The organism is Brevibacillus aydinogluensis, from assembly GCF_961514395.1.
Taxonomy (GTDB): Bacteria; Bacillota; Bacilli; order Brevibacillales; family Brevibacillaceae; genus Brevibacillus; species Brevibacillus aydinogluensis.
This window is the reverse complement of record NZ_OY569118.1, coordinates 3,566,388-3,587,666: the sequence shown is the minus strand read 5'-3', so window position 1 is coordinate 3,587,666 and position 21,279 is coordinate 3,566,388. Positions and strand designations below refer to the sequence as shown.

Annotated in this window: 20 protein-coding genes; 17 read left to right on the top strand and 3 right to left on the bottom strand. The window is 54.9% G+C overall.

What is annotated here, in order from left to right; translation table 11 throughout:
- The first annotated feature begins 33 nt into the window (after positions 1-33).
- The 3 genes from Q7F15_RS17715 (at position 34) to pruA (ending at position 3,929) form a co-directional block, all read left to right on the top strand.
- Positions 34-915, top strand: coding sequence for a WD40/YVTN/BNR-like repeat-containing protein (locus Q7F15_RS17715; protein WP_171565245.1), 882 nt, complete (start codon positions 34-36; stop codon positions 913-915).
- 59 nt (positions 916-974) lie between these two features.
- Positions 975-2,045 (top strand): CamS family sex pheromone protein, encoded by a 1,071-nt coding sequence (locus Q7F15_RS17710; protein ID WP_212132182.1) that lies wholly within the window; start codon positions 975-977, stop codon positions 2,043-2,045.
- Positions 2,046-2,381: 336 nt separating this feature from the next.
- Positions 2,382-3,929, top strand: a complete 1,548-nt coding sequence (pruA, locus tag Q7F15_RS17705; protein ID WP_212132181.1) for an L-glutamate gamma-semialdehyde dehydrogenase — start codon at positions 2,382-2,384, stop codon at positions 3,927-3,929.
- A 182-nt stretch (positions 3,930-4,111) separates the two neighbouring features.
- Here the strand turns inward: pruA and Q7F15_RS17700 are convergent, their stop codons facing one another.
- On the bottom strand, positions 4,112-5,023 hold the full coding sequence (locus Q7F15_RS17700; protein ID WP_171565242.1) for a diguanylate cyclase domain-containing protein: 912 nt from the start codon (positions 5,021-5,023) through the stop codon (positions 4,112-4,114).
- Positions 5,024-5,185: 162 nt separating this feature from the next.
- Between Q7F15_RS17700 and asd the strand changes: the two genes are divergently transcribed.
- The 4 genes from asd (at position 5,186) to gatB (ending at position 9,432) form a co-directional block, all read left to right on the top strand.
- Positions 5,186-6,034 (top strand): archaetidylserine decarboxylase, encoded by an 849-nt coding sequence (asd, locus tag Q7F15_RS17695; RefSeq protein WP_230077724.1) that lies wholly within the window; start codon positions 5,186-5,188, stop codon positions 6,032-6,034.
- 162 nt (positions 6,035-6,196) lie between these two features.
- On the top strand, positions 6,197-6,487 hold the full coding sequence (gene gatC / locus Q7F15_RS17690) for an Asp-tRNA(Asn)/Glu-tRNA(Gln) amidotransferase subunit GatC (RefSeq protein ID WP_171565240.1): 291 nt from the start codon (positions 6,197-6,199) through the stop codon (positions 6,485-6,487).
- Positions 6,488-6,520: 33 nt separating this feature from the next.
- Positions 6,521-7,993, top strand: a complete 1,473-nt coding sequence (gatA, locus tag Q7F15_RS17685) for an Asp-tRNA(Asn)/Glu-tRNA(Gln) amidotransferase subunit GatA (protein ID WP_304414746.1) — start codon at positions 6,521-6,523, stop codon at positions 7,991-7,993.
- A gap of 5 nt (positions 7,994-7,998) precedes the next feature.
- Entirely contained in the window at positions 7,999-9,432 is a 1,434-nt protein-coding gene (gene gatB, locus Q7F15_RS17680; RefSeq protein WP_171565238.1) for an Asp-tRNA(Asn)/Glu-tRNA(Gln) amidotransferase subunit GatB, read from the top strand.
- Between the two features lie 341 nt (positions 9,433-9,773).
- On the opposite strand, the gene Q7F15_RS17675 is transcribed toward gatB, so the two are convergent.
- On the bottom strand, positions 9,774-10,361 hold the full coding sequence (locus tag Q7F15_RS17675) for a hypothetical protein (RefSeq protein WP_230077725.1): 588 nt from the start codon (positions 10,359-10,361) through the stop codon (positions 9,774-9,776).
- A 448-nt stretch (positions 10,362-10,809) separates the two neighbouring features.
- Between Q7F15_RS17675 and Q7F15_RS17670 the strand changes: the two genes are divergently transcribed.
- The 4 genes from Q7F15_RS17670 (at position 10,810) to Q7F15_RS17660 (ending at position 13,205) form a co-directional block, all read left to right on the top strand.
- Positions 10,810-11,166: a hypothetical protein gene (locus Q7F15_RS17670; RefSeq protein ID WP_304414745.1), complete on the top strand. Its 357-nt coding sequence runs from the start codon at positions 10,810-10,812 to the stop codon at positions 11,164-11,166.
- A gap of 133 nt (positions 11,167-11,299) precedes the next feature.
- Entirely contained in the window at positions 11,300-12,028 is a 729-nt protein-coding gene (locus Q7F15_RS17665; protein ID WP_230077726.1) for an ABC transporter ATP-binding protein, read from the top strand.
- Positions 12,028-12,426: an ABC transporter permease family protein gene (locus tag Q7F15_RS20615; RefSeq protein ID WP_368509245.1), complete on the top strand. Its 399-nt coding sequence runs from the start codon at positions 12,028-12,030 to the stop codon at positions 12,424-12,426. The genes Q7F15_RS17665 and Q7F15_RS20615 overlap by 1 nt, the downstream gene beginning before the upstream one ends.
- Complete coding sequence (locus Q7F15_RS17660; RefSeq protein WP_368509244.1) at positions 12,423-13,205, top strand: ABC transporter permease subunit; 783 nt, start codon at positions 12,423-12,425, stop codon at positions 13,203-13,205. The genes Q7F15_RS20615 and Q7F15_RS17660 overlap by 4 nt, the downstream gene beginning before the upstream one ends.
- Positions 13,206-13,329: 124 nt before the next feature.
- Here Q7F15_RS17660 and Q7F15_RS17655 read toward each other — a convergent pair whose 3' ends face one another.
- Entirely contained in the window at positions 13,330-14,319 is a 990-nt protein-coding gene (locus tag Q7F15_RS17655; RefSeq protein WP_230077728.1) for an ROK family glucokinase, read from the bottom strand.
- A 120-nt stretch (positions 14,320-14,439) separates the two neighbouring features.
- On the opposite strand from Q7F15_RS17655, the gene Q7F15_RS17650 reads away from it, so the two are divergent.
- The 6 genes from Q7F15_RS17650 (at position 14,440) to Q7F15_RS17625 (ending at position 20,762) form a co-directional block, all read left to right on the top strand.
- Positions 14,440-15,360 (top strand): diacylglycerol kinase, encoded by a 921-nt coding sequence (locus Q7F15_RS17650; RefSeq protein ID WP_171565234.1) that lies wholly within the window; start codon positions 14,440-14,442, stop codon positions 15,358-15,360.
- A 93-nt stretch (positions 15,361-15,453) separates the two neighbouring features.
- Complete coding sequence (gene rlmD, locus Q7F15_RS17645) at positions 15,454-16,878, top strand: 23S rRNA (uracil(1939)-C(5))-methyltransferase RlmD (RefSeq protein ID WP_212132176.1); 1,425 nt, start codon at positions 15,454-15,456, stop codon at positions 16,876-16,878.
- A gap of 320 nt (positions 16,879-17,198) precedes the next feature.
- Positions 17,199-17,969: an enoyl-CoA hydratase/isomerase family protein gene (locus Q7F15_RS17640; RefSeq protein WP_304414744.1), complete on the top strand. Its 771-nt coding sequence runs from the start codon at positions 17,199-17,201 to the stop codon at positions 17,967-17,969.
- Positions 17,970-18,136: 167 nt separating this feature from the next.
- Positions 18,137-18,598, top strand: coding sequence for a GNAT family N-acetyltransferase (locus Q7F15_RS17635; RefSeq protein ID WP_171565231.1), 462 nt, complete (start codon positions 18,137-18,139; stop codon positions 18,596-18,598).
- Between the two features lie 213 nt (positions 18,599-18,811).
- Entirely contained in the window at positions 18,812-19,465 is a 654-nt protein-coding gene (locus Q7F15_RS17630) for a 2OG-Fe(II) oxygenase (protein WP_212132255.1), read from the top strand.
- 286 nt (positions 19,466-19,751) lie between these two features.
- On the top strand, positions 19,752-20,762 hold the full coding sequence (locus Q7F15_RS17625) for a LacI family DNA-binding transcriptional regulator (protein ID WP_171565230.1): 1,011 nt from the start codon (positions 19,752-19,754) through the stop codon (positions 20,760-20,762).
- Positions 20,763-21,279 lie beyond the last annotated feature (517 nt).

Below are 21,279 nucleotides of genomic sequence, written 5' to 3'. Positions count from 1 at the left end.
CTGTGTTTGAGAACGGGAAAGGGTGTGGTAAGCATGTATCGCTTGCTGCGTGCGGGAATGGTCATAACGGCGCTGGCGCTTCTGGCAGGCTGCAGCGAGAACGAGCGGAGCAAGCCGGTGACCCCTGCAGTGACAGCGGCCGCCATACCGGGTGACTTGACCTACCAAGACGTTCTGCAAAAAGGGGAAGTGGTGCACAACCTGGCGATGACAGCGGATGCCCGGCAGGTCTGGGTGGGGACCCACTCCGGTCTGTACAGCTCGGCCGGCGGCGGTTTGTGGGGACTTCTCTTCCCGCAGTTGGAGCAGGAGGACGTAGCGGGCTGGTATGTCGATCCGCAGAACCCACGGCAGATCTTCATGGCCGGAAGTGACGGGGTCATGCGCTCCACAGACGGGGGAGAGACGTGGAATCGGGCGGACGAAGGGCTTCCCAAGCCGGCCAATATTCGCAGTTTTATCGGCACACGTGAGGGTGACCAGATCCGGTTGTTTGCCTTTGTCACCGGCGAGGGCATTTACCAGTCGTCTGACGAGGGTGACCAGTGGAAGATGTGGCTGCCGCTGGATCAGGAAGTGTACGCGATGGATTACAATCCGCTGGAAGACCGCCTGTACGTGGCTGCGCAATACAATCTGCTCTATCACGAGAGCGGGCAGTGGTACACGGAAACGGTACCGAATGTGCAGCAGATTTACTGTCTGGCCGTCGACCGGACGACGGGGATACTGGCGGTAGCCACCGAACAGGGCATCATGGAAAAAGAGGACGGAGAGTGGCGACCGCTTGCGGCCAAGGCTCCGGAAAAGCTGATCGTGGTTGCGCCCGGAGCAGGCCCGTACAGGTGGGTGGGCATCGGCGAATCTGCCTTTGTGTACGCACTCACTGATGACAAGTGGACGAAGTGGAACTGACCACCCAGGCGAGAAACAAGGGCGTTATGCCTGTTTGCAAATACAAGGGAGTACTGGTTATGAAAATGAAAAAACAGTCCAAGTTCTATTCACTGGCGTTGACGGCACTCCTGTCGGTTGTCACAGCGGGCTGCTCGTTTTGGCCCGGGGGCGGCCAGAAAAACAACCTGCCGCCCAATCCCACCATCACTTCGGTGGTGGCGGTGTCGGAAGATTACTACGGGAGCATCGTTCCTTACAAACCCAACCAGACACGCGGCATGCTGGCAGGAAACAGCTACCGGATCGATTTCAGCCGTCTGGAGCTGGGGTTGATGGAAATTGCCCGTGATACGTTTCCCACGGACGAGTACCTGTTTCAGGAAGGGCAGCAGATAAAAGCGGAACAGGTCAGCGAATGGATTGCGCAGTACAATATCAAAGCCCCGGACGGAAAAAAGAAGACGGGCTTGCTCGTCAATGTGCTGGAGCACGACTATCTGGAGAAGCAGCAGAAGCAGTTGGCCGGCATGGTGCTCGGCATCTCCCTGTCGCCGATCTACATGGACGCGACGGGCAAGGAGAAGACCTACAATACGGATGAACTGCGCGCCAAAGGGCAGCAGGTGGCCGCCCGCATCGTGCAGGCGGTCCGCGCAGACAATCCGCAGATCCCGATCGTGCTCGCGCTCTACCAGGTGCCGGACAAAAACTCGACGCTGGTGCCGGGCCATTTCATCATGTCGGGAACCGTAAACGCCAATGAGACTGCCATTTCCAAATGGCAGCCCATTAACGAGGAATACTTCCTGTTCCCCAGCGATGTTGCGGAGAAAAATTATGCACAGCAATCGCTGCAGTTCGACAAGTTTAAGCGGCAAACGCAAAACTTCTTCGGAGAATACATCGGCATGACCGGACTTGGTCGATTCATGGGCGGCAAGTTGACGGAACTCACCATTACCGCAACAGCCGAGTACGATTCACGAACAGAGGTGCTGCAGTTCACACAATTTGCTGCAGCTGCGATTGATGAGGCGTTTGACAAAAGCGTGCACGTCAATCTGTACGTGCAGTCGATCAACCGGCCGTTGGCGATTTACATCCGGCCGGCCAGCGGAGAGCCGTACATGCACATCTATCGTCAGTAAAAACGTCCTGTCTATTGGCAAGAAAGCGAGAAATACTTCATATATGAAAATGAAAAAGCCGGTTTTCCCGCGTATACGGGGATGACCGGCTTCTGTTTTCGCAAGCAGCAACTTCATCATGATGAAGATATCAAGTGAAGTAAATAAGGAGACACTTTTGTCTACGTGTGTTCAGATAATTGCACATTTTTGTTCATATCCAATTCCATTTACGGACTGTTGCTTTTCGGTAAAAATGCAAACACTATAGTGGTCTGCAGGTCGTACAAGGTTGGTATGATCCTTGCATATAATTTGTGATGACAATTTGGAGAACATGATAAGGAGGCGTCACAGATGCAAGTGGAATTCAAAAACGAGCCGTTTACCAATTTTAGCTTGCCGGAGAACAAGAAGGCGTTTGAAGAAGCGCTTGCCAAAGTGGAAAGCGAGCTGGGCCGCGAGTACGATCTGATCATCGGCGGCGAGCGCATCAAAACGGAAAAGAAATCCCGCTCCATCAACCCTTCCAATAAAGAACAAGTGATCGGGATCGTTTCCCAGGCCGATCAGGCCCTGGCGGAAAAAGCGATTCAGGTTGCCGCTCAAACCTTTGAGAGCTGGAAAGCTGTTCCGGCGGAAGCGCGTTCCCGCTACCTCTACAAAGCAGCTGCCATTCTGCGCCGCCGCAAACACGAATTTTCTGCGTGGCTGGTCAAGGAAGCAGGCAAGAGTTGGGCAGAAGCCGACGCTGACACGGCGGAAGCGATCGACTTCATGGAATACTACGGACGCCAAATGGACAAACTGGCTCAACGCCATCCGCTGACCCGCATTCCGGACGAAGACAACGAACTGTACTACATCCCGCTGGGCGTTGGCATCGTGATCCCGCCGTGGAACTTCCCGCTGGCGATCATGGTGGGCATGACCACGGCTGCAATCGTAGCGGGCAACACGGTTGTGCTGAAGCCGGCATCCACCACGCCGGTCATCGCTGCGAAGTTCATGGAAATCCTGGAAGACGCAGGCGTTCCGGCGGGTGTCGTCAACTTCGTGCCTGGTTCCGGCAGCGAAATCGGCGACTTCCTCGTGGAGCATCCGCTGACCCGCTTCATCAGCTTTACCGGTTCCCGCGATGTGGGCCTGCGCATTAATGAACTGGCGGCCAAACACCGTCCGGGCCAAAAATGGATCAAGCGCCTCGTTGCCGAGATGGGCGGTAAAGACTCCATCATCGTAGACAACGACTGCGATCTGGAACTGGCGGCGCAAGCCATCGTGACATCCGCGTTTGGCTTCTCCGGTCAAAAATGTTCCGCATGCTCCCGGGCGATCGTTCACCAGGATGTATATGACCAGGTGCTGAACCGCGTCGTGGAGCTGACGAAACAGCTCACCGTCGGCGATGTTCGCAATCCGGAATTCTTCACCGGTCCGGTTGTTGACGAAAAAGCATACAACAAGATTCTCGAATACATCGAGATCGGTAAACAGGAAGGCAAGCTGATGGTCGGCGGCGAAAAAGGACCGGACAGCGGCTACTTCATCATGCCGACCGTATTTGCCGATGTTGATCCGCAGGCGCGCATCATGCAGGAAGAAATCTTCGGTCCGGTGGTGGCCTTTACCAAGGCACGTGACTTTGACCACGCGCTGGAAATCGCCAACAACACCGAGTACGGCCTGACCGGCTCCGTAATCAGCCGCAATCGCGCGCATCTGGAAAAAGCACGCACCGAATTCCACGTGGGCAACCTGTACTTCAACCGCAAGTGCACTGGTGCTCTGGTTGGCGTGCATCCGTTCGGCGGCTTCAACATGTCCGGTACGGACTCCAAAGCGGGCGGTCCGGACTACCTGCTGCTGTTTACGCAGGCCAAACTTGTTTCCGAAAAACTGTAATCAACGAGACGACAAAGGCTGCCCCCATACGGGGCAGCCTTTTTGCTGCTCCAGCCGCTCTTTTCGCCCGCAAATAAAACAAGCCCGTTGAAAAACGGACGAAAGAGTGGCTGGTGACCATTTATTTTGCATAGATGCCAAAAATTTTGGCATTTTCAATGATGTCTCTGTGATTGTTCATGTTACTTTTTGGATGGGGAGTAGAAGCGATAGTTGTTTCGCCCGCTGCTCTTGGCCTTGTACAGAGCCTGGTCCGCGTGGCGCAGCAGTTGATCCGTGTCAGTGCCGTCGTGGGGAAAGAAGGCGATACCGATGCTGGTGGTGATGGAAAACTGTTGCTTGGCAATCAACCACGGCTGCTGGAGCACGTCCAGGATGCGGGCTGCCACTTTGGCCGCCTCTGTCTCCGATTCCAGGGATGTCAGCAGGATAACGAATTCATCGCCGCCGAGGCGGGCGACCGTGTCCACATCCCGTACGCACGATGTCAGGCGTTTGGCCATCACCTGCAAAAACTGGTCGCCGACGTCGTGGCCCCAGGTGTCGTTGATATCCTTGAAGTTGTCACAGTCGAGGAACAAGACGGCCAGGAGTTGATTCGAACGCTTTGCCTTGGCGATGGCCTGCTGCATGCGATCCAGCAGCAAGCGTCGGTTGGGAAGGCCGGTGAGCATGTCGTGGTACGCCATGTGCGCCAGCTGTGATTCCAGTTTTTTGCGTTCAGTGATGTCCCGCGTCACGGCAAACACGTGGGTGCAAACGCCATTGCTGTCGCAGATCGGGGTGAGGATGGTTTCACCGACGAGTTCGCCGTAGGTGGTGAAATGGGTTGCCGTTCCGCTCGCCACCGCCTGCCGGTACATGCTGTTGAGGACGGCTGCCTTTTCTTCCGGATTGACCTCTTCGATCAGCTTTCCGTATGCCGCTTCCGTCAGACCAGCCGCCTGCATGGCGGCCGGGTTCATCAGCACGTAGCGAAAACGTGGTCCTTCTTCGACTGCCATGAGAAATACCATATCGGACATATGTTCAAAAAAACGGGTCAGCACGCTGCCGTACTGATTGATCAGCACCTCAATGTCTTGTTGTCCCATGCCCCGGTCTCTCCTGTAGGTAAGCTTGTACCGCCATTATAGTATAGCAATCGCCCACCTCAAAATGATGAGACCATGGTCGGAGTCCGGGCTTTACGGCCCGTGTAAAGAAATGGTACAGTAGGGTTATGACCTTTGAACGGAACCATGAGGAGTTGTCATATGCGTAAGAAGCTGCTTCCCGGCTTGATACACCGCCTGCCGCAGAATGCGCTGTCGCGGACGATGGGGAAAATCACCGCATCCCGTTTCAGCCGGCTGGCGATTCGCCATTACATCCGCCATTACAAGATCGATCCGACCATTATGGAAAAGCCGGTTCATGAATATCGCACGCTGAAGGAATTTTTTACGCGCCGCCTGAAACCGGGGGCCCGTCCGATTGCTCCGGGAACGGATGTCGTCATCAGCCCCGTGGACGGAACGGTATCGCAAATGGGGGACATTCGCGAGGGGACGCTGATTCAGGCCAAAGGCAAGCAGTACAGCCTTGCCGAGCTGTTGGGCGACGCTCCGGAAATGGCGGAACGCTTCTACGGCGGCAGGTTCATCACGATCTACTTGAGTCCGCGTGACTATCACCGCATCCACATGCCGGTGACAGGCAAACTGCTCCGCTACACGTACGTGCCGGGGCGCCTGTATCCGGTCAACCAACTGGGGATTGAACACGTCGACAGGCTGTTCGCCCGCAACGAGCGCCTCGTCACCTACATGAAGACGGAACAGATGGGCTGCGTCGCGCTGGTCAAGGTGGGTGCCCTGTTTGTCGGCAGCGTAAAAGTCGTGTACAACACCGCCACGACCAACGTCAAACACGGCCGGCAGACGAGCGGTCCGATCCAGGGAGAGCCCTGTCTCGACAAGGGAGACGAACTGGGCTGGTTTGAATTCGGGTCCACCGTCATCCTGCTGTTTGAATCCAGACAGCTGGAATGGGCGGACAACGTTTCCATCGGCAGCACGGTGCTGATGGGACAAAAGCTGGCACAACTGAAAGCAAGCGAATAACCAGGCAGTGAATGCTAAACGCAAGCCCGAGAGCACGCTCTCGGGTTTGTTTGTCTTTTCATATGATCTCCGCTCATAATCGAAAAATCCCGGCTGAAATTGACTGAACCTGCTCTTTTCAAGTAAGATCAAAGTTATGTGATAGTTTCGGAGGTGGAATGGATGAGCGCCATTACCCGCAGGGAAGTGGAGCATGTAGCCAACCTCGCCCGCTTGAAGCTGACCGAAGAAGAAGCGGAGCGATACACGAAAGACCTGAACGCCATTTTGGAATTCGCCGCCAAGCTGAACGAGCTGGACACGTCCAGCGTTGAGCCGACCAGCCACGCGACCGACGTGAAGAATGTCATGCGCGAGGACGTGAACCGTCCGTCCCTCTCGCGCGAAGATGCGCTGAAAAACGCGCCCGACCACGAAGACGGCCAGTTCAAGGTACCGGCTGTATTTGAATAACCGCAGACATACAGGAGAAGGGAGGACACCATTGTGTCGCTGTTTGACAAGCGATTGTCGGAAATACATAGCGCTCTGCGCAAAAAAGAGCTGTCCGTCACCGACCTGGTGCAGGCGTCCATCGCCAGCGTCAAGGAGCACGACGAAGACATCCGTTCCGTTCTGTACGTGGACGAAGAAGGGGCCCTGGCTCAAGCCAAAGCATTGGACGAGCGTCTGGCCAAGGGAGGAGAGGAGCTGGGCCTGCTCTACGGCCTGCCTGCCGGTTTGAAGGACAACATCGTCACCAAAGGCGTGCGCACCACTTGTGCCAGCAAGTTCCTGTCCAACTACGACCCGATTTACGACGCCACCGTCACGAAAAAGCTGAAGGAAGCGGACGCTGTGATTGTGGCCAAGCTGAACATGGACGAGTTCGCCATGGGCGGCTCCAACGAAAACTCCGGCTTTTACCCGGTGAAAAACCCGTGGAATACCGAGTACGTGCCGGGCGGTTCCAGCGGCGGTTCGGCTGCCGCCATGGCATCCCGCCACTTCTTTTTCACGCTCGGCTCTGACACCGGCGGCTCCATCCGCCAACCGGCCGCTTTCTGCGGTGTCGTCGGACTGAAGCCGACATATGGCCGCGTCTCCCGTTTCGGGCTGGTGGCGTTTGCGTCGTCGCTGGACCAGATCGGACCGATTACGAAAAACGTGGAAGACGCCGCCTACGTGCTGCAGGCGATTGCCGGCCACGACGAGTACGACTCCACGTCGGCCAGCGTCGAGGTGCCTGACTACCTTTCCGCATTGACCGGCGAGGTGAAAGGACTGCGCATCGGCGTGCCCAAGGAGCTGATCGGCGAGGGCATCGACCCCGAGGTGCGCGAAGCAGTGCTGGCTGCACTGAAGCAGTTGGAGAGCATGGGCGCCACCTGGAGTGAAGTCTCCATGCCGCACACCGAGTACGCCGTGCCGGCCTACTACCTGCTCGCGTCCTCGGAGGCGTCGTCCAACCTGGCCCGCTTTGACGGGGTGCGCTACGGCGTGCGCGCCGAAAACGCCGACAACCTGATCGAGTTGTACAAGGAGTCGCGCAGCCAGGGCTTCGGACCGGAAGTGAAGCGGCGCATCATGCTGGGAACCTTCGCGCTCTCGTCGGGCTACTACGACGCCTACTACAAAAAAGCGCAGCAGGTTCGCACCCTGATTATCCAGGACTTCACCAACGTGTTTGCCGATTTTGACGTGATTTTGCACCCGACCACACCGACCACGGCCTTCAAGATCGGGGAAAACATCGACGATCCGGTCAAAATGTACCTGGAAGACATCTGCACCGTACCGGTCAACCTGGCAGGGCTGCCGGCCATCAGCGTGCCGTGCGGATTTGCCCAAAACGGCCTGCCGATCGGCATGCAGATCGTCGGCAAGGCGTTTGACGAATCCACCGTGCTGCGCGTGGCCCACGCTTACGAACAGGCTGCCGGCCATTATCTGCGCAAGCCGGAACGGGTGAGGGGGTAAGAGAGATGAGCCAGTTTGAAACCGTCATCGGCCTGGAAGTACACGCCGAGCTTTCCACCAACAGCAAAATCTTCTGCGGCTGCCCGACAGAGTTCGGTGCGCCGCCGAATACCCATACCTGCCCGATCTGCCTGGGGCATCCCGGCGTCCTGCCCGTCACCAACAAGCAGGCCGTGGAGTTCGCGATGAAGGCAGCGCTTGCGCTCAACTGCGAAATTTCCCGCGAAACCAAGTTTGACCGGAAAAACTACTTCTACCCGGACCTGCCCAAGGCGTATCAGATCTCCCAATTTGACCAGCCGATCGGCAAAAACGGCTGGATCGAGATCGAAGTCAACGGGGAGAAAAAGCGGATCGGCATCACCCGCCTGCATCTGGAAGAGGACGCGGGCAAACTGACTCACAGCGACTTCGGCGATACGCTGGTCGACTTTAACCGCGTCGGCGTGCCGCTGGTGGAGATTGTCTCCGAACCGGACATCCGCTCGCCTGAAGAGGCAAAGGCGTATCTGGAAAAGCTGAAGGCCATCCTGCAGTACACCGGCGTGTCGGACGTGCGCATGGAGCAGGGCTCGCTGCGCTGTGACGCCAACGTCTCCATCCGTCCGGTGGGCCAAAAGGAATTCGGCACCAAGACGGAATTGAAAAACATGAACTCGTTCCGCAACGTGCAGGCGGCACTGGAGTACGAAGTGGAGCGGCAGAAGCAGGTCGTTCTCTCCGGCGGCACGGTCGTGCAGGAAACCCGCCGCTGGGACGAAACCAACCGGAAGACCCTCTCCATGCGGTCCAAGGAAGAGGCGCACGACTACCGCTACTTCCCGGACCCGGACCTGGTGCGGATGCAGATTTCCGAAGAGTGGATTGAAGCCGTGCGGGCTTCCATTCCGGAGCTGCCTGACGCTCGCCAGGCTCGCTACGTGAACGAATACGGCCTTCCGCAAAGCGACGCCGCCGTCATCACCATGTCCAAGGAAACGGCCGACTTCTTTGACGAAACCGTCAAGACGGGCGCTGATCCCAAAGCGGCCGCCAACTGGCTGATGGTGGAACTGCTGGGCTATTTGAACGCCAACAACTTGACGTTGGCCGACGTGAAAATTACGCCGCACGGACTGGGCGAGATGATCAAGCTGATCGAAAACGGCACGATTTCCTCCAAGATCGCCAAGACCGTCTTCAAGGAGATGGTGGAGACCGGCAAGGAGCCGAAACAGATCGTCGAGGAAAAAGGGCTGGTGCAGATCAGCGACGAAGGCGCCCTGCGCCAGATCGTCCAGGACGTGGTCAACGCCAACCCGCAGGCTGTCGCCGACTACAAGGCCGGCAACGAGAAGGCCGTCGCCTTTTTCGTCGGTCAGGTAATGAAGCAGACCCGCGGCAAAGCAAACCCGCCGATGGTCAACAAGCTCTTGCGGGAAGTGCTGCAAAACGCGTAAGATACAGACGGACAAAACAGGGACACGCTTTCTCATTGAGGAGCGTGTCCCTTTTTGTTGCGCGGGAACAGAGATCCGCTCCTGGTATTTTGTCAGCGACCGATGGGCATTTTGCACCTGGGCAGAAGTAGTTAATCGTAGGATAAAGGTGAAAACCATTATGTATATCATCGGGACCCTGTCGGTGTGCAACGCTTTGGAATCCAACAGTATTCACCCAAAAAAATAACACCCGTTAATTGGGTGCTTTTTAATCAAATCGAGCGACGGGTAAACAAATCATAAATCAAGGGCATGCATGGACCTTCTCGTTCATTTACAGATGAACCTATTATTTGATGCTAAAAACAGTTAGCAACTACATTCGTGAGATTAAAGAAATCTAATAATGCATCCTTCACAGATTTAGATAATCCTTCAGAAGCTTTGTCCAAAGCTTTTGAAATTGATTTCTTTCTGGAAAAACCATTGTACCGGAATTCATCATAATATTTTTTTATCGTCTTTACTGCTTTTGTAGTTCCCCCAAGAGCTTTGATAGCTGATTTAATTTTTGTTATTTTAGTGAATGAAAATGCATTGGTTACCAAAGCTATTCCCACTGCAGCAATACATCCTGCAACGCTTCTGGAAACTTTAAGATTTGGTTTTACCTCGCTAAAGTGTAAATTATCTTCACTGTCTACAGTAACGTATAGTCCGGTTGTTTCCTGGAACCATATCGCAGTTGCTTGAGGGCCTTGATCCAAAACACTTTGTGGAATATCTTCAATCGCTTGAAGAATAACAGTGGTTTGATCAAAGACTTCATTATCAATTAACTGTTCTGCTGGCAGGTTTTCATTCTCATCCGCATTGGCAACGTTAGGAACTACAGTAACAAAGAGACAAAATGACAAGAAACACAACAGAAACTTTTTAACCTGCAAAAGCCTTCTCTCCCTTACTAAAAATTATTACTCTGCGTAACTTAAACATATCAATAAAAATAGAATTTTTTCAAGAGTTTTTCGTATAATATTATACAGAAAAGGAGGATATTTGTAATGAAAGACAATTTATCCCTGGTAGGCGCCATATGCCTGTTAATCGTGACGATCGTTAATTTTTCGACTGACAATCAACTGATTACAGGAACAGTCGGCGGAATTCTATTTCTGTTTGTGTTGATTCTTAACATAAAATCAAGGCTGGATAATAAAAAAGCAAACAAAAAGTAACGAGGAGCGTTTTCAATCCTGAGAAGCATCTCTGACAGACCGGCTGCTGTTGTGTTGATACAAGCGTTTGCCGTCAAGGCAGGAAGTCCTTGTTTGAATTGTAAGATTGTGCCCGCTCCCCTATAATGAAAAGGGACAATGTGTGGAGGAGGAGGGCATGGAAATGAACATCGTGTCCGTCACGGGAGAAAGCGTGCCGCCGAGCAAAGGTGGGTCGCCTGCCGATACATTTGAACGATCCATCGCGACCTGTGAGGTGAACGGACAGCAGAGAACGGTCACCGTCACCTACGTTCGCTACTTTGAAAAGGTGCTGGCCGAGCGGGGCATCTACGATCAGGATGCGGAGGGCATTCCGGTCAACCGGCTGGTGGCCGTGCTCTTCTTGGAAAAACACCCGGATGAGCGGGGAAACCGCCACTACATCAACGACACCGACAAGTTTCTGTCGCTGTTTGCCGGATTTTCGCTGGAAGATTTCAAACGAAAACACGTTGGATTATCCCTTGCGTAACTTGCAAGGGTTTTCTTTTATTTGTCCGTATACCGTACTCTCAGGGGACATCGGCCAGTTGATTTCATATATAATGGATGATAAGCCAAATATTCTCGTGGTGTTGCTAGTGGATCAGAAAGGAGAGCAGTCAGTGATCGAAGTAGATCAGGTCAGCAAACGATTTGGCAACGTCGCGGCAGTGCGGAACGTGACGTTTTCCGTCTCCTCCGGCGAAGTGTACGGGCTGCTCGGTGAAAACGGCGCAGGCAAAACGACGACGATGCGCATGATGGCGACCATCCTGCAGCCAACCGAGGGAGATATTCGAATCGGGGGATATTCTGTCCGCACCCAGCCGGTGGAAGTTCGCCGGCGTATCGGCATTCTGTTCGGGGGTGACGTGGGCCTGTACAACCGGCTGACGGCGCGGGAAAACATCGCCTATTTCGGCAGGCTGTACGGTCTGACGGGGCCGCGCCTGGACCAACGCATCGATCAGTTGAGCCGGATGCTTCAAATGGAGGCGTTTATCGATCGGCGGGTCGGCGGGTTTTCCCGGGGGATGAAGCAAAAAGTAGCGATCGCCCGCACACTGGTGCACGATCCTGACGTGATACTGCTGGACGAACCGACGACCGGACTGGATGTGACGGCGGCCAACATGTTTCGGCGCATGGTGACGATGCTCCGGGAAGAGGGAAAGACTATCCTGTTCTCCAGCCACAATATGGGGGAAATTGAAAAGCTGTGCAGCCGCATCGCGATCATTCACAAGGGAAGCATCCGCTATGCGGGTACGGTGGCAGCGCTTCGAGAGCGCTGCGGCATGAATGACTTGGACGATATCTTCATGGCGATGGTCGAGGAGGGCAGACATTGATGGACAAAAATGTCGTGTGGACCATATTCGCCAAGGAGATGCTCGATCTGCTGCGTGACCGCAAGACCTTGATCGGCACGTTTCTCATACCGCTTGTCGTGATACCGTTTGTGTTCTTTTTGCTCAGCATGTCGTACAGCAACGTGGAAAAGGAAGCGCGCTCCTACGTACCGATCGCCGTTGAAGGCACGTCGAAACTGGTGGATCATCTCCGCTCTCAGCCAGGCGTCCGCATCCTGTCGCCGGACAGACCGATGGAGGCGCTGAAGGCGGGAGAACTGCGGGCAATTGTGACCATCCCTGATCATTTCGACCAGGTACTGCGGAGCGGGGGAGAGTCCAGCTGCATGTCGCCTACGACAACACCAACCAAAAGTCGGTGTACGCAAAAAGCGTGATCGACAGCGCAGTGCAGCAGTACAGCTCCGACATCGTCAGCATGCGGCTCAGGCAGGCGGGTTTGTCTGTGGAAGCGATCGAGCCAATTGAAACGACGTACGAAAACGCTGCGTCCGACGAACGGCAGACCGGCGGCATTCTGGCCGGGATCATTCCCCTGATGGTGGTGCTGTCGCTCGCTTCCGGCGGGGTGGCGGCCGCCACCGATCTGGTCGCCGGCGAAAAAGAGCGGGGCACGCTGGAATCGCTGTTGACCACTCCGATTGCTGCCAACCAGATCCTGACGGCCAAGCTGCTGGCGGTCATGGTGATGAGCTGCATCAGCGCCACCGCCTCGCTGCTGTCCCTCTCGTTTGTGTTTCGGTGGGGACCTCTGAAGGTGGACGGGACCGACCTTTCTTTCGGCTTTTTGTCCCCGGCCTCACTTGCAGTGCTGGCGGCGACCATTGTGCTGCTGGCCGCCTTGTTCGCTGGGCTGGAGCTGACGCTCAGCACCGTCGCCAAATCGTTTAAGGAGGGGCAGACCTACATGACCGGCGTCGTCATCCTGGCGATGATTCCGTCCTACATGTTGATGCCCATCCACCCTGTAGACATTCCTGCGCTGTACTACGTCTTGCCGGTCTTCAACGGGGTGGCCTTGTGCAAGGAGGCGTTTTACGGTGAGGTCGATCCCTTGCACACCTTGATCGGACTGGGGACGTCGCTGCTCTACGTGACCGCCATCATCGCCGCGACCGCCCGTCTGTTCCGCCGGGAAGGAGCGGTCGTGAGATAGTTCGTGAGATATTGACGCCGGGCGGCGGATGCCGTTCAATGTCGGCAGTTCGCTTGGCCCGGCGCACCTTTTTTGTCTTCGCCGTTCAGCAGCAGTTGCGGTGAGAGGGGATACGGCATGCTGCCTACTTAACCACGGAGTCGCTTATCACCAGGGAGTCGCGAATCAGCCAACCGGCGCCGATTACACCGGCATCGTTGCCCAACGTTGCGGGCAGGATTTCGGTCGACTCCGCTACGTGAGAGAACGGAACAAACCGGCGGAACGACTCGCGCACCCGGGAAAAGAGAAACTCGCCGGCTGCCGCGACGCCGCCCCCGATAATGAACTTGGCCGGGTTGAGTGTAGCCGCCAGATGGGAGAGGGCCAGACCCAGATAGAAAGCGACTTGGTCGGTGATCGCCAGGGCGGCAGCATCTCCCGCCTTGGCAGCATCCAAGACGTCCTTGGCCTTGATGTCGCCTTGGCGGGCGAGTGTTTCTGCCAGGAGCGGGCTTGTCCCCTCTTGCGCGGCTTTTAGGCCTTCACGGATGATCGCGGTGGCGGAGGCGTACGTCTCCAGACAGCCGGTCTTGCCGCAGTTGCAGGCCGGACCTCCCTCGGGCACCATCGTGATGTGGCCGATTTCACCGCCTACGCCATGGATGCCGTTGACCACCTTGCCGTGCAGGATCACGCCGCCGCCAACGCCAGTGCCCAGTGTGATCAGAACCATATCTTTGGCACCCTGTCCGGACCCCCGCCACATCTCGCCAAGCGCGGCAGTGTTGGCGTCGTTGTCGACAGCCACCGGCAGGCCGATGAGCGCTTGCAGTTTGTCGCGCAGCGGTACGGGGCGCTTCCAGTGCAGGTTTACCGCTTGATAGACGATGCCGTTGGCCGCGTCGACCGGACCGGGAATCCCTACGCCGATGCCGGCCACCTGTTCCTTGGAAAAGCCATGCTGGTGCAACATGCTCGTTGCCATGTCCACCACTTTTTGCAGGACGCTGTCTTCGCCGTCCGCCACGGGTGTCGGCTCCTGGGTTTTGGCAAGGATGTTGCCCTCCGTGTCGAGCAGGGCCATTTTGATTGCTGTTCCTCCTACGTCAACGCCTACGATGATGGGTTTCACACAAGCTCCTCCTATCTCCTCCGATTGTAATCTTTTCCTATCCTCTTATGATAACATGTCGGGTACAGCATAGCGATTCCCAAAAATGGCTATACAGGATATGATGAAAAGAGAGAAGCCATGAGCGAGTACAGGAAGAAGGGACATGCGTTGAAACGTGCCAGATTGATTTACAACCCCAGCTCCGGCCGGGAAATCGTGCGCCGGCGGCTGCCGGACATTCTGGAACTGCTGGAGTCTGCCGGCTACGAGACGTCGTGCTACGCGACAAAAGGGGAAGACGACGCCACCGAAGAAGCGGAACGGGCGGTCAAGCGCGGCTTTGACGTGATCATCGCCGCCGGCGGAGACGGCACCATCTACGAGGTGGTGAACGGCATGGCCGGAAAGCCCGCACGGCCCGCTCTCGGCATCATCCCCTGCGGAACGAGCAACGATTTTGCGCGTGCTCTCGGCATTCCCAAATCAATTACTCGTTCCTGCAAGATCATCGCAGCAGGAAAGCGGAAGCGGGTGGACGTCGGCCGCATCAACAACCGGTATTTTATCAACATCGCCGGCGGCGGGTCGCTGACCAACCTGACCTACGAAGTGCCCAGCAAGCTGAAAACCCTTCTGGGCCAATTGGCTTACTATGTCAAGGGACTGGAAAAGCTGCCGTCGCTTCATCCCATCCGCGTCAAACTGGAGACGCGGGACAAAGTGCTGGTCGACGAAGAAATCATGATTTTCCTGATCACCAACAGCCATTCGGTCGGCGGTTTCGACCGGCTTGCCCCCAACGCCGACATCTCCGACGGCAAGCTGGATTTGATCGTCGTCAAAAAAGTTGGCCTGGGCGATTTTATCCGCCTGGCGGCACAGGCTATACGAGGGGAGCATGTAAAAGACCCCAACCTGCTGTATTTTCAAACCGACTACATCAAGGCGACATCCCCGTCAGGCGAGACGGTTCAGCTCAATCTGGACGGGGAACTGGGCGGCGAGCTTCCGTGCGTATGCGAAGCGCTGCCAGGGCATCTCGAATTGTTTGTACCGTGAGCCAGTGAGGTCAGGCCCCTCGCCATGACGCGGTCAAAGGCGGCGGGGAACCCCTTCTGTTTTTCAGTATGAAAGTGAAAAGGAGCAACAGTAGTGGCCAAGACAGCAAAGAAGCGACGCGGAACGGCGGTCAAGCCGGAGCTTGACCTGCCGGTCCGCCTCGGACAAACCGTAGAAGTGGAGATAACCGGACTCAATCACGAAGGTGCAGGCGTCGGCCGGGTGGACGGCTACACCCTGTTCGTGCAGGGAGCGCTGGCCGGAGAGCGGGTGCGTGCACGGATAGAGCACGTGAAAAAAAGCTACGGCTTTGCCTCGCTGCTGGACGTGATCGAAGCCAGTCCGCACCGCGCCCAGCCGCCCTGTCCGGTGTATGACCGTTGCGGTGGCTGTTCGCTGCAGCACCTCGCCTATGAGGAGCAGATCCGGCACAAGCAGCAGATCGTCAAAGACAACCTGCGCCGGATTGGCGGCTTTCCCGTGGACGGGGAAGGAGCGGTCGTCGTCCATCCGACGATCGGGATGAGCGATCCGTGGCGCTACCGCAACAAAGCCCAGGTGCCGATCGGCGAGCAGAATGGGGCGCTGGTGGGCGGCTTTTACGCCGAGCGCTCCCACGAGATTGTCGACATGGACGAATGCCTGATCCAGCACCCGGCCAACGACGAAGCGGTCGCCGCCGTCAAGCGGATCGCCGCCCGGCTGGGCATCCAGCCGTATGATGAAGTGCGCCATACCGGCCTCCTGCGCCATGTGGTGGCCAAGGTGGGGGCGCGTACAGGCGAAGTGATGGTGGTGCTGGTGACGACAGAGGAATTCATCCCGCAGCGAGAGATGCTGATCGAGTCCATCCGCGCCCAGGTGCCGGGTGTGACCAGCATCGTGCAAAACATCAACCCGGACAAGACCAATGTCATTTTCGGCAAAACGTCGATTACGCTTTGGGGCAGCGACGTGATCTACGACTACATTGGCCCGATCAAATTTGCCATCTCTGCCCGCTCGTTCTACCAGGTGAATCCGGTGCAGACGGAAGTGCTGTACAACAAAACACTGGAGTACGTCGGCGCCACCGGGACAGAAACGGTGATCGACGCCTATTGCGGCATCGGGACAATTTCGCTCTTTCTGGCGCAAAAATCCCGTCACGTCTACGGCGTGGAGATCGTGCCGGAAGCGATCGCCGACGCCAAGCGCAATGCCGAACTGAACGGCATCGCCAACGTCACCTTTGAAACCGGCCCGGCCGAGGTGGTCATCCCTGCGTGGAAAGACCAGGGCATCCGCCCCGACGTGATCGTCGTCGACCCGCCGCGCAAAGGCTGCGACGAGGCGCTGTTGACAACCATTTTGCAGATGAAACCGCAGCGGGTGGTGTACGTCTCCTGCAACCCGTCGACGCTGGCCCGGGATTTGAAGGTGCTGGCGGAGCTGTACGAGCTGAAGGAAGTGCAGCCGGTGGATATGTTCCCGCATACGGGGCATGTGGAGAGTGTGGCGCTGCTGACCCTGAAATAGAGCAGAAAACCCTTGTGTATCAAGGGTTTTTATTTTTTTATCTCTAAAATGGTTGTGTGTGTTGCAGACAAAACCAGCGGGATTTAAAATTATAGGGACTTCATTATCTGAATAGTCAATCTTCTGTCTTGTAGCATTACTGGGGAGATCATCACATTACTACTGGATGCACGGTGCTTTTTCACCGAGGTCGCGTCTTCCGTGGACATTGCAGTATGAACGGCAAGACCGTTGCCCACGTCAGCCTGACCATCGCCAAGGCGAAGCTGGACAAAAAATGTTGATGTCCCCTTGCAGGGGACGCCGGGAGGTACATCCTTATGAGCAATGTTCTCTATGAAAAAAGCAATGGCATCGCCTATGTCACCCTCAACCGCCCCGAGGCGATGAATGCCATTGACGAGGCCACCAACGCAGAACTGGCGGAAGTGTGGCGGGATTTCGCCGCCGACGATGCCGTGGATGTGGCCATTCTCACCGGCAGTGGGCGGGCTTTTTGCGCCGGCGCCGATCTGAAGACCTTTATCCCCAAGTGGGAGGGGGCCAACATGTTGGATATCCGCAAGAATATCCCCCATGGCCTCGGCGGTGGGCTGACTCGTGGGCAGCACCGTATCTACAAGCCTATCATTGCTGCGATCAACGGCTATGCCGTCGGCGCCGGGCTGGAAATCGCCCTGGCCTGTGATATCCGCATCGCTTCCGAACAGGCCAAATTTGGCATCTTCGAGGTGCGCTATGGCCTGCACCAAGGTGATGGCGGCCTTGTCCGCCTGGTGGCGGTAGCCGGAATCGGCGTGGCGCTTGATCTCACCCTGACAGGACGGGAGGTCTCGGCACAGGAGGCGCTCGCGCTAAGACTGGTCACCCGCGTCGTGCCGCCTGAAGAACTGATGAAGACCGCCGAGGAGACGGCGCACATGATACGGCGCAACAGCCGCAATGCCGTTCGTTCCGCCAAGGAGACCATCCTTGAACTGATCGGACGCCCATTGGACGACGCACTGAGACTGGAGACGCTATACGGCTATTCGAGTCTAGGGGACTTTGCCGATGCCCGTGCAAGGCTCTCACAGTTTGGAAAGAAATAGGCACTGTACCAGCAGAATGGGATGATGCCATCTATGCAGTAAAGCTGCATCTGGGTTCGTAATGAGATTTGGACTGACGATCCTATATGTAACGTTATACTTGAACGAAACAGTTTCTTGCCAACCATCATAACCCTGAATGAAACGATAGAAAGGGAAGTATATTAATGATTCAAACAGAGAGACTGAACATTTATCCGCTTTCTGATGAAGAAATGCGTGACGTGATTCAAAACGAATCAAACGAAGCGCTGAAAGCCGCCTATTCAGAAATGCTTGCCGGTTGCCTGGAGAATCCGGAGCAGCGCATTTGGCATGCGCTGTGGGTGTTGCAGCTGAACGATGGAAGCGGGAAAATTATTGGCAGTTTGTCGTTCAAAGGACTGAACGACAATGGAATGGTTGAAATCGGCTACGGAATAAATCCGGAATACGAAGGAAAAGGGTTGATGACGGAAGCAGTATCCGCAGCGGTTCGCTGGGCATCGAAACAGCCAGGCGTGTTATCCATAGAAGCCGAGACAGAGCCGGACAATATTGCCTCCCAAAGAGTGCTTGAAAAAGCGGGGTTTATACCGAGCGGAGTGATTGGAGCTGAGGGGCCGAGGTACATCTGGAAAAACGGATAACGGCAATCCGCCCATCCCGCTGCAAAAGTCCGCGCCGGTCTGCACAACGCAATTACCACTTATGCGGGAAAGAGGCTTACAATCGCGTGTTCCTGCAGCGTTATGCGAAAAAATCAACGAAAAGGGGATATTATCAGAAAAACCTTTGCTGATGTATAATCATTGATGCAAGTTCGTTATCTCAATCTGTTCAGAATAGCAGTGGTGAGAGATATGAGCGATGAGATTTCCATCTTGCCGATTCAATCGTTCTACTCCCTCAATGATTGCGTCGTAGCGGCAGAGCTCCTCAACAAAGTGCCGTTGGTCATGCGGTTTGAACCGGTGCTGAGTGACGACGAATGCCAGCAGTTGATTGAGGCAGCCGCCTCCCGTCTAAAAGAATCCAGACTTGTCAACAAGGTGGTCAGCCAGATTCGCTCGAGCCGCGGGATGTTTTTTGAAGAAGAGGAAAACCCGTTGATTCGGCGCATTGAAAGGCGAATTTCCGAATTGATGAACGTGCCGATCGAACACGCAGAAGGATTACAAGTGCTTCACTACGCTCCCGGTCAAGAATACAAGGCTCATCATGACTTTTTCCGTCCAAATACTCCTTCGGCCAAGAATAATCGGATCAGCACGCTGGTCATCTATTTGAACGATGTGGAAGAAGGGGGAGAGACAGTCTTTCCGTTACTGCGGTTATCGGTGAAACCAAAACGCGGCTCTGCGGTGTACTTTGAATATTTTTACCGCGACCAAGCCTTGAACGACTTGACCTTGCACAGCAGCGTTCCCGTTGTTCGAGGGGAAAAATGGGTCGCAACGCAGTGGATGCGCAGACAGCGGGTCCGCAGCCTTGGACTCATTCCGAATCCAGCATAGCCGGATGCGTTACATAAATCTTCAATATAATATCCGCACTTACGCGACAACTCGAAGCACGTGCAGGGGGATTTCCCCGTGAGTGTCTTCTGGTTGTCTTTTTTGGGTTTGAATAGGTGATCTGCACCCAAGGAAAGGATTCAAAAGCAAATCATGCTGACATTAATCCATAACGAATGCTTCTGGTTGATTACATGTACTGTATTTTTTTAACCGTATTAAAATTGCAATTGTTCTACATTTCGTATACAGTAACAGTATCGAAACGTTTTCGTGGAGGGTTCACATGGCTACGATGAAGGACATTTCCAAGAGAGCGAAAGTGTCACTTTCGACCGTTTCGGCCGTCATTAATCAATCCGCATATGTGAGTCCGGAACTGACGAAGCGAGTGATGCAGGCGATTGAGGAACTGAATTATCGGCCAAATGCAGTAGCGCGGAGCCTGAAAAAGAAGTCCACGAATACCATTGGCTTCATCGTGACAGATATCTTAAATCCCTTTTACCCGCCGATGATCAAAGGCATTGAAGATGTGGCGTTTGACCATAACATCAACGTAATTTTATGCAATATCTCTAATGACCGAAATCGCATTCAGGCATATTTGGAGCTGATGGTCGAAAAACAGGTCGACGGCATTCTTCTGGCGAATATTGCTACAGCAAAGGATTTAAACGAAATTGAAAAAACAGGGTTAAAGTATGTGTTAATCAACCGAAAGCCGCCCGGGTATGATAAAAATTTCGTCGGAATCAACAATCCGCTCAGCTCTGAATTAGCCGTAAATCACCTGGTTTCACTGGGGTACAAACGAATTGCCTATTTTGGCGGCAATTTGGAAATCAACACGGCACGGGAGAGAAAAGACGGATTTATCGCATGTATGGCTCAACACGGATTAGAGGTAGACCCCATGCTTTTGTATGACGGGGAATACTCCATGGAATCGGGGTACCGGAATGTAAAAAAGATGCTCGAACAGGTGAAGGAATTGCCCGAGGCAATCTGTGCGGTGAGCGATATTGTCGCGTTCGGGGTGATCAAGGGGCTGAGAGAAGCGGGTATTCGCGTACCCGAGGATATTGCCGTTATCGGCAATGATAACAGCTCCTTTTCGGAAAATTTCCTGGTCCCCCTGTCCAGCGTCGATCACTCCACGTATGAGATGGGGAAACTATCGATGGAATTGCTGCTGCAGATGATACAGGAAAAGGAACAGATGGTGGCGCGGCAAATTATCCTCACGCCATCCCTGGTCATCCGTGAAAGCTGCGGCGCACAAAAAAGAAAATGAGCTGAATAACCATTTTCCTTTCTTTATGAAAGAAAAATGGTCAGTGTGTAGACAAAGTAGCCGTAGCGGGGAGAACACGTTTCCGTCATCCGCTCCGTGCTTTACCCACCGAACACAAGCTAACGCTCGCGTTCGGCGGGGCCCGTGCTCGCCCAGCAGGGAAGCCAGGCGGCACGCTACGCATCGATTTGCGGGGGATCGCCAAAGCCGCATTGCTACGCCGTCTATTCAAAGGTGGCGCTCCTTTTTCCCGCAAATCGCTGCTCCGCTCGGTAGGGCTCACAAGTCGCTCTGCCTGGAAACGTGATTCTCCTTCGAACAATCTGTGTGTCTTCAGTCTTAACCATTTTCCTTTCTTGGTGAAAGTGAAAATGGTTTTTTTGTGGTTGTAGTAGAAATTATAAAAATTTTCTGCAAAAAATATTGATTTTATACATAGTGGTCATTATAATCAGAATCACAAGCAGCGAAACGTTTCGCCAGAAGTGTAGTGTCTGTCCGTCGATGAGGATTGCTG